Origin of the sequence: Dickeya parazeae Ech586 (genome assembly GCF_000025065.1) — a bacterium.
GTDB lineage: Bacteria > Pseudomonadota > Gammaproteobacteria > Enterobacterales > Enterobacteriaceae > Dickeya > Dickeya zeae.
In genome coordinates, this window is the sequence record NC_013592.1 from 2,620,057 (window position 1) to 2,632,018 (window position 11,962).

Sequence of the window (11,962 nt, forward strand, 5' to 3'; positions counted from 1 at the left end):
ATAGAAAATCAATGATTGAATTTCAACCTCTAGCAAGCGCCGCCGGGATGACCGTCGGCCTTGCCGTTTGCGCTCTGGTGCTCGGGCTACTGCTGGCTATGCTGTTTGCCCTGTGGGAAACCGCGCGCTGGAAAGTTATCAGCGCCTGCGGCACCGCCGTCGTCACGTTACTGCGCGGTTTGCCGGAAATCCTGGTGGTGCTGTTTATCTATTTCGGCTCATCGCAATTGATGCTGATGCTGTCAGATGGCTTTACGCTCAATCTCGGTGTGATACAGATCCCCGTTAAGCTGGCGATAGATAACTTTGAAGTCAGCCCGTTTCTGTGTGGCGTAATTGCCTTGTCGCTGCTGTATGCCGCTTATGCGTCGCAAACGCTGCGTGGCGCACTGAAAGCGGTGCCACAAGGGCAATGGGAGTCTGGTCAGGCACTGGGCATGAGCAAAGGCGTGATTTTCCGCCGACTGATCATGCCACAGATGTGGCGTCATGCCCTGCCCGGTTTAGGCAACCAGTGGCTGGTGCTGCTCAAAGACACCGCGCTGGTGTCGCTTATCAGCGTTAATGACCTGATGCTGCAAACCAAAAGTATCGCCACCCGCACGCAGGAACCCTTTACCTGGTACATGATTGCAGCCGCTATCTATCTCGCCATTACGCTGTTCAGCCAGGTGATCCTGAAGAAAATTGAAACACGCGCCACACGCTTTGAACGGAGGCCGTCCTGATGCTGGGTTACATTCCCGAACTGCTTAAAGGGTTGCACACCAGTCTGATGCTGACGCTAGCGTCGTTACTGCTGGCGTTAGTGCTCTCGCTAGTGCTGACGGTTATTCTGACACTAAAAACCCCGGTACTGTCCGTTCTGGCTAAAGGCTATATCACCTTGTTTACCGGTACCCCGCTGCTGGTGCAGATATTCCTGATTTATTACGGTCCGGGTCAGTTTGAGTCGATTCGCCGTATAGACTGGCTATGGAATCTGTTATCGCAGCCGTGGTTGTGTGCGGTCAGCGCGCTGGCGTTGAACAGCGCCGCGTATACCACACAGCTGTTTTATGGTGCCGTGCGGGCGATTCCATCCGGCCAATGGCAGTCTTGTGCCGCGCTGGGGATGAATCAGCGTCAAACGTTGCGTATCCTGCTGCCGTTTGCGTTTAAACGCGCGCTCTCCTCGTATTCCAACGAAGTGGTGTTGGTATTCAAGGGGACATCGCTGGCTTACACCATCACCCTGATGGAAGTGATGGGCTACGGCCAGTTGCTGTATGGTCGCACTTACGATGTATTGGTGTTTGGCGCGGCAGGCATCGTCTATCTGTGCGTCAATGGCCTGCTGACGCTATTGATGCGCTTGATCGAACGACGCGCACTGCGGTTTGAACAGCGCAACACCTGAATCATCAGTAAATATAACGTAATGACTGATCACGCCAGCTTTTATGCTGGCGTTTTTTTATGCGAGAAACCCATCTCTCCACGGAAAAAACATCGTAAATTATGCTTTATTTTTACTCATATTAGCCTGACATCAGGGCATTCAGGCCAGTAACGTGCAAAATAAAATGAATTTATAGTCATATTATTTGCATATAAATACATTTGATGGCATGGTATTGGCATCCTTACCAACGGCTATTAGGTTGGTATATATAAAATAATCTGGAGTACCCCATGAGAAAGCTTATTCTTGCCGCACTGCTGGCCAGCACCACCTTTAGCGCACTGGCAACAGAAACCATTCGTTTTGCTGCATCGGCCACCTATCCGCCGTTCGAATCGCTGGATGCCGACAACCAGATCGTCGGGTTTGATATCGACCTCGCCAATGCGCTGTGTAAACAATTACAGGCGACCTGTAGCTTCACCAATCAGGCATTTGACAGCCTGATTCCGGCGCTGAAATTCCGTCGGTACGACGCGATTATTTCCGGTATGGATATCACCCCAGAACGCAGCAAACAGGTGGCGTTTACCCAGCCTTACTACGCTAACTCGGCTATCGTCATCGCCCAGAAAGGCAAGTTCCATTCACTGGCTGACCTGAAAGGTAAGCGCATCGGTATGGAAAATGGAACAACCCACCAGAAATTTCTGCAGGAAAAACACCCGGAAGTGACAACCGTCCCGTATGACAGTTACCAGAATGCGCTGATCGACCTGAAAAACGGCCGCCTTGACGGCGTATTCGGCGATACTGCCGTGGTCAACGAATGGCTGAAGAACAATCCGGACTTAGCCACCGTCGGCGAGAAGATCACTGATCCAACCTATTTCGGCATTGGGTTAGGCATTGCCGTTCGCCCGGATAATCAGGCGTTACTGGAAAAACTGAATGGTGCGCTGAATGCCATCAAGGCTAATGGCACCTACAAAGCCATCAACGACAAGTGGTTCCCGCAGCAGTAAAATATGTGACCTTCACGCTGCCGGTGGCTACCGGCAGCGTACTGATGGAAAAGACGGTGAAGAGGGACGGGACTAAAGACAACTTACATCTGAAAACGCCCATCACTGACGTATCTCCCGGATTAGACACGCCGTTGTAGCAATGTCAGCACCTCATAATGCGCGGTATGCGGGAACATATCGAACAACTGCACCTGCTGTATCTGGTAGGCAGGCAAGCGTGCAATATCTTTCGCCATACTTTCGGCATTACAACTGGAATACAACAGATACGGTGGTGCCATACGACTCAGGTAGTCGCACAGTTCAGCGCCAATCCCTCGCCGGGGTGGATTAACGATCACCAGATCCGGCGTCTGCATTTCGCCAACCGCAAAGCGAGTGGAATCCAGCGCAGCAAAGCTGACATTCTCAAGCCCCAGCAGTGTCGCTGAGTGTTGCGCACAGGCAATCGCCTCTGGGCTAATTTCAATACCGGTGAGCACTCTATCCGGCCCGGCGCAATGCAAACCGAATCCACCCACGCCACAAAAGAGATCCCACAGGCTGCGTATCGGTAACGTCGACACCCACTGGCGGGCCGTGTCATACAATGCGGCGGCAACCACCGGGTTAGTCTGAAAGAAACTTTGCGGTCGAATATACAGCGGCACCTGGTTAAAACGCTCCTCCAACGCCTGCGCTGGCGTCAGCGGAATCTCCTGATCCCCTTCCAGTATCGCCTGATGAACAGGCTGGATATTCGCCGATATCACCGTCAACTGCGGCAACTGCTGCTGTAACCACGGTAATGCAGCGCGCAGTTGTGCCAGTTTCGTTTCGGAACGTAAAACCAGCCGCAGCATAAAACAACCGCTGAGGGTACTTTGCGTCAGTAGCAGGTATTTCAGCTCTCCCCGACGCCGGGCGACGTTATAAGGCGTCAAACCTGCGCGGGCGATAAAGACTTTTAACACGCTAAACACCGGTGCAAAACTGTCGGGATAGAGCGGGCAGTCACACAGATCAACCGCCGAACCGTCACGGTGCAACATCCCCAATAGCGGACGTTCCACACTGCCGCTGACCACCATCTTGGCTTTATTGCGAAACGCGGTCTGTGGCGAGGTGAACGGCGTCAGCCAGCGCTGGACCGGGTGATCGGCCAGCAGCTTAGACAAGTGCTGTTGCTTATCGATGATCTGCTGTGGGTAGTCGGTTTCCAGCCATTGGCAGGAACGGCACGAACCGTCGGTATAGCGGGAACATTGCATGGAAAATCTGAAATCTGTCGTTAACATCAAGGGGGGCCGATTGTATCACCCCCACGCGGGAAAGTTAGGGATGGCGAGTAAAAAAACGCTGGCTACGCCGGGGCAGGAACAACAGCAAAATCAGCAGAAAATCCGGCAATCGCTGCATCAACAAATGGTGAAGGATTTCACCGACGCCATCGCCGCTGACGTGAAAAATCGGTGGCAAAAATTCCACTAACGACGCCGTTAGCATATACACCGTGACCAGACACTGGGTTATCAGAAAACACCAACGCCCCCAGTTGATCCCGCTGAGAACCGCGAACCCACAGCGGATTTCAAGGCATACCACCAGCAGTGCAGCCAGCAGTACCAGCGTACTGTCCCACTGCTTTGCGCTACTGCTGAGCCAGCCACCAAAGCCGCTCCACCCCAGTTCACTGATGGTCAGGACGATGCCCAGACACCGGGTGGCGATAATCGCCCATCCCGCCACCATCACCGCCACAGGTGCGAATACGCCACGCTGTAGCAGTTCCCGTTTGCCGTACAGTATGATTGCATTCCCCCTGAAATGACCACGCCACCAAAAGTATGGCGGCGTGGTGAGAATTGGCAAGTTCGGGGGAAGGCAAAACGCTGTCAGCCGCGCCTCGCTTTTTGCAAATCACGCTGGCGTTGCTTTTCCGCCCGAGCCATAAACCACCAGGCAATCAAACCGATAATGCCTACCACCAACAATATCAGAGATGCCAGTGCGTTAATCTGCGGGTTAACGCCCATTCTTACGCTGGAAAACACCAGCATCGGCAGGGTCGTAGCACCGGGGCCGGAAACAAAGCTGGCAATCACCAAATCATCCAGTGACAGGGTAAAAGCCAGCAACCAGCCAGACACCAGCGCCGGAGCAATCATCGGTACGGTAATAATGAAAAAGACTTTCAGCGGTGTCGCACCTAAATCCATTGCCGCTTCTTCAATCGAATGATCCAACTCGCGCAAGCGGGCACTGATCACCACGGTGACATACGCCGAACAGAAGGTGACATGCGCCAGCCAGATGGTCAGCATGCCGCGCTCTGCAGGCCAGCCAATAGCCTGCGCCAGCGACACAAACAGCAGTAGTAACGACAACCCGGTGATAACGTCCGGCATCACCAGCGGTGCGGTCAGCATAAACGCAAACCCGTTAGAACCGCGGAAATTACCAAAACGCACCATCACTACCGCCGCCAGCGTGCCCAATACCACCGCCATGGTCGCCGAGGCCGCCGCGATAGTCAGGCTAAGCGCCACCGCGCTTATCATGGCAGAGTCTTCAAACAGCGCGCTGTACCACTGGGTAGACCACCCTGCCCACACCGTCACCAGCCGGGAACTGTTGAAAGAGTAGATAACCAGCATCAGCATCGGGGCATACAGAAAACTGTATCCCAGCACCAAAATCAGCGTCCGCCACGGTGAACGCACGACTGGTAAATTGTTCATGACTGATCCTCCGCGACTTTATTCTGATGTTTATGGAACCAGATGATCGGAATAATCAGCAGGAACAGCATCACCATCGCTACCGCCGACGCGACCGGCCAGTCGCGGTTATTGAAAAACTCCTGCCACAGAATACGGCCAATCATGATGCTATCCGGCCCGCCTAACAGCTCAGGGATCACGTATTCCCCGACGGTCGGGATAAACACCAGCATCGACCCGGCAATAATGCCGCCTTTGGTCAGCGGCACAATGACGCTAAAGAAGGTTTTGACCGGCCGCGCCCCCAAATCCAGCGAGGCTTCCACCAGCGAATAATCCAGTCGGGTCAGCGCGGTATAAATCGGCAACACCATAAACGGTAAATACGAATAGACCACACCGATATACACGGCCAGATTGGTGTGCAAAATCACCAGCGGCTGATCGATGACCCCAAGCCAAAGCAGGAAATTATTCAGGATACCGTTATCTTTCAAAATCCCCATCCACGCGTACACACGGATCAGGAACGAGGTCCATGACGGCAGGATCACCAGCAGCAGCAGAATGTTGCGGGTGGACGGCTTACTGTGTGCCACCGCCCAGGCCATCGGATACCCGACCACCAGACAACACAACGTAGAGACCGCCGCGACTTTCAGCGATTGCAGGTAGGCATCGATATATAACGGGTCAGACAATAATTGCAGATAGTTGCCGATATTCAGGCTGATTTGCAGCCGATCTTCCGCCCATGCGATCAGATCCGTATACGGCGGCACCGTACGCGCCATTTCGGCAAAACTGATCTTGAAGACGATCAGAAACGGCAGCATAAACAGGCATAACAGCCACAGATAAGGCAGGGCGATCACCAGTTTGCGGCCATGCGCCAGACGCAGCCGCGCCAGCGTCGCACGCAGCGGGCTCATCGGCTGGCCCGGCGGTTCATGTTGTTCAGATAACATCGCCATTGCGTCTTCTCCCGTTATACCGTCAACACCACGCAACTGTCCGCATCCCAGCACAGGCGCACTTCATCTCCCCAGGTGGGCGAGCCTTTGCGGAAACGGTCGGCGTTTTGCAACTGGGCGCTGATCGTCTGCCCACTGGTTAACCGGACATGGTAAATAGAGAGATCACCCAAATAGGCGATGTGCACCACTTCGCCCACGGCAAAGTTACATCCATCTGCTGGCACCTCGTCGCATAACATGATTTTTTCCGGGCGCAGCGCAATATAAACCGGCACGCCATCCACCACGGATACATCAGAATTGACCTTCAGCGGATGCACCAACCCCGGGCTTTGCACAATAAGCGCATCGTCCTGACGCTCTTTCAACAGCCCTTCGAACATATTGACTGAACCGATGAATTCAGCACTAAAGCGCGTATTCGGGTTTTCGTATATTTCTTCCGGCTCGCCAATCTGCACAAATTTGCCGCGATTCATGATAGCGATGCGGCCCGCCATGGTCATGGCTTCTTCCTGATCGTGGGTCACCATCACACAAGTCACCCCCACTCGCTCCAAAATGTCGACCACTTCCAGTTGCATGCGATCGCGCAATTTTTTATCCAACGCGCCCATCGGTTCGTCCAGCAACAGCAGTTTCGGACGTTTCGCCAGACTGCGCGCCAGCGCCACACGCTGACGCTGACCGCCAGAAAGCTGATGCGGTTTACGCCCGGCGAATTCCTGCATATGCACCAGCGTCAGCATCTCTTCGACGCGATCGTTGATTTCACCGCGCGATAACTTGTCCTGCTTCAGGCCGAAAGCGATATTTTTCTCCACTGTCATGTGCGGAAATAACGCATAGGACTGAAACATCATGTTGATCGGGCGCTGGTAAGGCGGTACCAACGACAGGTCCTGTCCATCCAGCACAATTTGTCCCTGGGTAGGTTGCTCAAAACCCGCCAGCATGCGCAGCAGCGTGGATTTACCACACCCTGAAGCCCCCAACAGGGCGAAAATTTCGCCTTTATAGATGGTCAGGCTGACGTCATCAACCGCAAACTGACCATCATACGCTTTGGTCAGGTTACGCACTTCCAGCAACGGCATGGCCGCTTTCTGGGGTTTGGGGCGGGGGATCGCTTCGTTCACTTAATTTGCTCTCCGGCAAAAGCAGAACAAAATCGCAGCCACATGACTGCGACACAAATAGCACAAACAGGCGGGGTAAGCCGCCTGTTGCATGAAAGTGGAGTCAAGGACAGCGATTATTTCCCGCTTTTTACCTTGGTCCACGAGCGTGTAATCACGCGGTCAATCTTGGGCGATTGCACCTTAAGCGTAAACAACTTGGCGCGAATATCCGCTGGCGGATAAATATTCGGGTTATTACGCACGTCATCTTTCACCAGTGCAGTCGCCTCTTTATTGGGGTTGGCGTAATACACATGGTTACTGATGTTGGCAATCACCTCCGGTTTCAGCAGATAGTTGAGGAACTGATAGGCTGAATCCAGGTTCTTGGCATCTTTCGGAATGGCGAAGACGTCAAAGAATGCCAGCGCGCCTTCCTTCGGAATGCTATAGCTGATATTCACGCCATTTTTCGCCTCTTTCGCCCGGTTGGCTGCCTGCATGACGTCGCCAGCCCAGCCGATCGCCACGCAAATATCGCCGTTGGCCAGATCGTTAATATACTGGGAGGAATGGAAATAGCGGATGTTCGGACGCAGTTTCAGCAGTAAATCCGTGGCGTCTTTGGTGTAATCCGACTCATTGGTACTGTTTGGGTTTTTACCCTGATAGTTCAGCACCGTGGCATAAATCTCAGCCGGTGCGTCAAGGAAGGATACGCCACAGCTCTTGAGCTTCTCCAGGTTCTCCGGTTTCAACACCAGATCCCAGCTGTTCACCGGCGCATCTTTACCCAGCACGGCCTTAACCTTGTCGACGTTATAACCAATACCGGTGGTTGCCCACAGATACGGCACCGCGTATTTATGGCCCGGATCGTGTTCTTCGATGAGCTTCATCAGCTCAGGATCAAGATTTTTGTAGTTCGGCAGTTTGCTCTTATCCAGTGGCTGGAAGACACCGGCGCTGATCTGGCGCCCCAGGAAGCTGGCAGACGGCACCACCAAGTCGAACCCTGTGCTGCCGGCCATCAGTTTGCCTTCCAGCACCTCGTTGGAGTCAAACACGTCATACACGACTTTAATGCCGCTCTCTTTCTGGAAGTTTTCCAGCGTGTCAGGCGCAATATAATCAGACCAGTTATAGACGTGCAGCGTTTTCTCTTCCGCCGATGCGGTGACGGACGCGGCCACCATTAAGCCGGCTAAAACACCCGAAAGCCATTTTTTACGTTGGGTGAACATCCGTTCCTTCCTCCATACCAGGGGTAAATACAGGGGGGTGAATGCACAGTGTCAGCAAATGACACCGTTCTGTGTTTCTTCATGCTCAGAATAACAACAGGCTCAGAATAACAACGATGATGCATGGCTATGCACCCGCGTTTTTCATCGTTAATACGCAATCCGCTATGACGTTATTATCTGAACCACACAGAAATAAAGCATAACCGCACTATTCCGCCCGTACCATACCAGAAAGTAAAAAACAGGTTTTATCGATTATTTATTCACAATTTATCTATGTGCTACGCCCTGAAACGGCAAAGGCAGAAAAACATCTGGTTTAGATAATAAAAAACCGCATTAAATGCGGTTTGAATAAATAAGCAAAGCTGATGACCAGCTATTGATCCATAACGTAATCAATGCAGGCTGGAGGTGTTGAAACGTTCAGCAGGGCTCTCTTCCTCATCACCCAAAAACAGCAGATTATTGGCACTGGCTTCCATAATAACCATGGAAACCTGCTGCTCAGCCTGCTCCATGAAATGGCGGAACTGTTCCAGTGTCATCCCCGCACCTGCGCTGAATGTCTGGCAGACGATCAATTTGGGCAGGTTATCGTCCTGAATATCAAGAAACGCTTTAGCCGTCAGCGAGCTGGCGTTGATCTGGCTCAGATTACTCATCAACGGGATCAGGGCGGTGGGTTTCACTTCCGCCAGCGCGGAAAACAGGATGACGCTGTCCGCCATATCAACCTTGGCGTCAAACACCCCGTCAAAATTCTGCATGTGCGGCAAATGCAACGCCTGACAAGAGTCACATTCGAAGTAAATAATGCCCAGTTGATCCAGCCACCGCCGAAGCAAATTCAAATCAGGGACGATGATTGAATCCATCTTGACCGCCTCATATTTCATGGAGATAAAAACCTGACCTACGCAATGCCTAACTCAGGAATAGCCGACCAATCGTCATCACGAACTGGCCATCACGGCGCGTCGACGCGCTAAAAACCGAATGGGTGCAAAACAGTTATTCGCAGCACAGTCATCCGCAACACACTCACCCTGTTCTGGCTACCCGAGATACAGAACGATGATGTTGTTCAATATATTCGATCATCATCCCTGCGATATCCAGCCCGGTAGCGGTTTCGATACCTTCCAGCCCGGGTGAGGCGTTGACCTCCATCACCAGAGGCCCTCGCGCCGAACGCAGTATATCAACACCCGCCACATTCAGTCCCAATGTTTTTGCGGCCTTTACCGCAGTTGCACGCTCTTGCGGCGTGATGCGTACCCGGCTGGCCGTTCCGCCCCGGTGCAGGTTGGAGCGAAAATCACCCGGTTTAGCCTGCCGCTCGATAGCCGCGACCACGCGATCGCCGATCACCAGACAACGAATATCTTTCCCTTGAGCCTCACGCACATATTCCTGTACCAGAATATGCGCATTAAGGCCCCGAAAAGCATCAATGACGCTTTCCGCCGCCTGCTGGGTTTCCGCCAGCACCACGCCAATACCCTGCGTGCCTTCCACCAGCTTCACCACCAGCGGTGCGCCACCGACCATTTTGATCAGATCCGCGGTGTCATCCGGTGAATGAGCAAATCCGGTGATCGGTAAGTCAATACCCTGGCGGGCCAACAGTTGCAATGAGTGCAGTTTGTCGCGGGCACGGATGACCGACATCGCATTATTCAGCACCATGCTGCCCAGCATTTCGAACTGGCGTAACACCGCAGTGCCATAAAAAGTAATGGCGGCGCCGATACGCGGGATCACGGCGTCATAGTGCCCGAGATGACGCCCGCGGTAATGCACTGACGGTGCGGCAGAGTTAATGTTCATGTAACACGACAGCGGGTTGAGCACCTCGATATCATGCTGCCGCTCTTCCGCCGCCTCACATAATCGCTTGCAAGAATAGAGAGAACCGTCCTGTGACAGAATGGCGATTTTCATAGCGCTCCAGTACTACCGGGTGGCCCAACCTTGCTGGTGCAGGTAGTCCAGCATGAACGGACGGCGCTCTTTGCTCAGGGTGCGCCGAATTTGGTCGCTCCAGCTCTCCATTCGCTGATTGCTGTCGCGATGGCGATAATACTCAACAATATGCTGATCGTATTGCGCCAGTAGCTCGCTATCCAACGGCTGATAGCGGTTTTCATGCACGACCAGCGCTGCCGGTAAACGCGGTTTGAGGTCCGGCTGCACGGCCGGATATCCAAGGCACAGTCCAAATAGCGGCAAAACCTGCTGTGGTATCGCCAGCAGGCGCGTCACTTCAGCAATCTGATTACGGATGCCGCCAATGAAGACACCGCCCAGCCCCAGCGATTCTGCTGCCACCAGCGCGTTTTGTCCCATCAGCGCCGTATCAACGCTGCCAAGCAGCAATTGTTCGGCCAGGCCCAGCTCGGCCTGCGGGTAGATTTGCTGATGCCGATAAAAATCGGCGCAGAATACCCAAAACTCCGCGGCCTGCCCCACCCACGGTTGTTCGCCGGTCAGGTGTACCAGTTGCGAGCGCAACGCCTGGTCAGTAATACGAATTATCGAACTGCACTGCAGAAAGCTGGACGTCGACGCACTTTGCGCGGCGGCAATAATCGCGGTCCGCTGCTCATCGCTAAGCGGCTGGTCGGTAAATGATCGGATGGAACGATGTTGGCGTAACAGTGAAATGGTTGGCGTCACGTTGAATATCCCTGAAGAACGATGGTGAGATGACACACTCTGACGACGTGGGCTGTACAAATTATAGGGCTTTGGGGCTTGTCGTTTGGCGATAAACGACCTGTATTAGCCATACGCCACGTTGCACAGACGTTGGCTTTCTTTATTGCATTGTCCACCCATACTGCCCATCAATGTCACTCATCAATAGGCTATGCCCCGACACCACCGCAGCCTCACGCCACCAAGCACATCAGTGAGTATATGTCAGACCAGCCGGTAGACCAACGTTGCAAGCGATTTTAGTCAACCGTTATCAATAGATGCGACAACCCACGACACAACATGAATACGGACAAACAGAGCAAGACATAGATGACGCTAATCGTTATAACAGGCAATGACTACTTCAGATCACCGCAGATTGCGGGCATAGTAACGCGGTTGGCTAAAACCGTTTACAATTATGGGTAGGTCCTGATAGCAGAGATACCCAGATAACATAGAGATGTTAAGGAGTTTACATGTACGCAGTTATTTTTGGTCGTCCTGGTTGTCCTTATTGTGTCCGAGCCAAAGAACTGGCTGAAAAATTGACCGAAGAGCGCGACGATTTCAATTACCGTTACGTTGATATCCATGCAGAAGGCATCAGCAAAGCTGATTTGTCTAAAACGGTGGGCAAACCGGTAGAAACCGTACCTCAGATTTTCCTGGATGAAAAACACATTGGCGGCTGCACCGACTTTGAAGCCTATGCCAGAGAGCATCTGTTCAATTAATCCCGCGCCGTTTATCTGCTCATCACCAAGGCACCAAGCGTACCTTGGTGATTTTTTGGT

The 11,962-nt window shown here is 53.0% G+C and carries 13 protein-coding genes; 4 read left to right on the forward strand and 9 right to left on the reverse strand.

Annotation, left to right across the window (positions count from 1 at the left end):
* Nucleotides 1–11: 11 nt before the first annotated feature.
* From artQ to DD586_RS11460, 3 genes are all read left to right on the forward strand, one after another.
* Nucleotides 12–728, forward strand: coding sequence for an arginine ABC transporter permease ArtQ (artQ, locus tag DD586_RS11450; RefSeq protein ID WP_012884980.1), 717 nt, complete (start codon nt 12–14; stop codon nt 726–728).
* Nucleotides 728–1,399, forward strand: coding sequence for an arginine ABC transporter permease ArtM (gene artM, locus DD586_RS11455; RefSeq protein ID WP_012884981.1), 672 nt, complete (start codon nt 728–730; stop codon nt 1,397–1,399). Before artQ ends, artM begins: the two co-directional genes overlap by 1 nt.
* Before the next feature lie 275 nt (nt 1,400–1,674).
* Nucleotides 1,675–2,409 (forward strand): arginine ABC transporter substrate-binding protein, encoded by a 735-nt coding sequence (locus tag DD586_RS11460; protein ID WP_012884982.1) that lies wholly within the window; start codon nt 1,675–1,677, stop codon nt 2,407–2,409.
* Between the two features lie 122 nt (nt 2,410–2,531).
* Here DD586_RS11460 and rlmC read toward each other — a convergent pair whose 3' ends face one another.
* From rlmC to nfsA, 9 genes are all read right to left on the reverse strand, one after another.
* A complete protein-coding gene (rlmC, locus tag DD586_RS11465) occupies nt 2,532–3,662 on the reverse strand; it encodes a 23S rRNA (uracil(747)-C(5))-methyltransferase RlmC (protein ID WP_012884983.1) in 1,131 nt (376 codons plus the stop codon).
* Between the two features lie 64 nt (nt 3,663–3,726).
* A complete protein-coding gene (locus DD586_RS11470; RefSeq protein WP_041164954.1) occupies nt 3,727–4,179 on the reverse strand; it encodes a YbjO family protein in 453 nt (150 codons plus the stop codon).
* 107 nt (nt 4,180–4,286) lie between these two features.
* A complete protein-coding gene (potI, locus tag DD586_RS11475; RefSeq protein WP_012884985.1) occupies nt 4,287–5,132 on the reverse strand; it encodes a putrescine ABC transporter permease PotI in 846 nt (281 codons plus the stop codon).
* The gene (gene potH / locus DD586_RS11480) at nt 5,129–6,088 is read right to left on the reverse strand and encodes a putrescine ABC transporter permease PotH (RefSeq protein ID WP_012884986.1); all 960 of its coding nucleotides are present in this window, start codon (nt 6,086–6,088) and stop codon (nt 5,129–5,131) included. Before potH ends, potI begins: the two co-directional genes overlap by 4 nt.
* Before the next feature lie 14 nt (nt 6,089–6,102).
* Complete coding sequence (gene potG, locus DD586_RS11485) at nt 6,103–7,230, reverse strand: putrescine ABC transporter ATP-binding subunit PotG (protein WP_012884987.1); 1,128 nt, start codon at nt 7,228–7,230, stop codon at nt 6,103–6,105.
* A 116-nt stretch (nt 7,231–7,346) separates the two neighbouring features.
* Nucleotides 7,347–8,456 carry a spermidine/putrescine ABC transporter substrate-binding protein PotF gene (potF, locus tag DD586_RS11490; RefSeq protein ID WP_012884988.1) on the reverse strand — a complete coding sequence of 370 codons (1,110 nt, stop codon included), beginning with the start codon at nt 8,454–8,456 and terminating at the stop codon, nt 7,347–7,349.
* 401 nt (nt 8,457–8,857) lie between these two features.
* Nucleotides 8,858–9,337 (reverse strand): YbjN domain-containing protein, encoded by a 480-nt coding sequence (locus DD586_RS11495; protein WP_012884989.1) that lies wholly within the window; start codon nt 9,335–9,337, stop codon nt 8,858–8,860.
* Between the two features lie 166 nt (nt 9,338–9,503).
* The gene (gene rimK / locus DD586_RS11500) at nt 9,504–10,406 is read right to left on the reverse strand and encodes a 30S ribosomal protein S6--L-glutamate ligase (RefSeq protein ID WP_012884990.1); all 903 of its coding nucleotides are present in this window, start codon (nt 10,404–10,406) and stop codon (nt 9,504–9,506) included.
* A 12-nt stretch (nt 10,407–10,418) separates the two neighbouring features.
* Nucleotides 10,419–11,141, reverse strand: a complete 723-nt coding sequence (gene nfsA, locus DD586_RS11505; protein WP_012884991.1) for an oxygen-insensitive NADPH nitroreductase — start codon at nt 11,139–11,141, stop codon at nt 10,419–10,421.
* A 503-nt stretch (nt 11,142–11,644) separates the two neighbouring features.
* Here nfsA and DD586_RS11510 point away from each other — a divergent pair.
* Nucleotides 11,645–11,902 carry a GrxA family glutaredoxin gene (locus tag DD586_RS11510; RefSeq protein WP_012884992.1) on the forward strand — a complete coding sequence of 86 codons (258 nt, stop codon included), beginning with the start codon at nt 11,645–11,647 and terminating at the stop codon, nt 11,900–11,902.
* Nucleotides 11,903–11,962 lie beyond the last annotated feature (60 nt).

Bases quoted from the DNA above. Each gene is read 5' to 3' on its own strand.
- artQ (WP_012884980.1), top strand. From the start codon at position 12: ATGATTGAATTTCAACCTCTAGCAAGCGCCGCCGGGATGACCGTCGGC.
- artM (WP_012884981.1), top strand. From the start codon at position 728: ATGCTGGGTTACATTCCCGAACTGCTTAAAGGGTTGCACACCAGTCTG.
- DD586_RS11460 (WP_012884982.1), top strand. From the start codon at position 1,675: ATGAGAAAGCTTATTCTTGCCGCACTGCTGGCCAGCACCACCTTTAGC.
- rlmC (WP_012884983.1), bottom strand. From the start codon at position 3,662: ATGCAATGTTCCCGCTATACCGACGGTTCGTGCCGTTCCTGCCAATGG.
- potI (WP_012884985.1), bottom strand. From the start codon at position 5,132: ATGAACAATTTACCAGTCGTGCGTTCACCGTGGCGGACGCTGATTTTG.
- potH (WP_012884986.1), bottom strand. From the start codon at position 6,088: ATGGCGATGTTATCTGAACAACATGAACCGCCGGGCCAGCCGATGAGC.
- potF (WP_012884988.1), bottom strand. From the start codon at position 8,456: ATGTTCACCCAACGTAAAAAATGGCTTTCGGGTGTTTTAGCCGGCTTA.
- DD586_RS11495 (WP_012884989.1), bottom strand. From the start codon at position 9,337: ATGGATTCAATCATCGTCCCTGATTTGAATTTGCTTCGGCGGTGGCTG.
- rimK (WP_012884990.1), bottom strand. From the start codon at position 10,406: ATGAAAATCGCCATTCTGTCACAGGACGGTTCTCTCTATTCTTGCAAG.
- DD586_RS11510 (WP_012884992.1), top strand. From the start codon at position 11,645: ATGTACGCAGTTATTTTTGGTCGTCCTGGTTGTCCTTATTGTGTCCGA.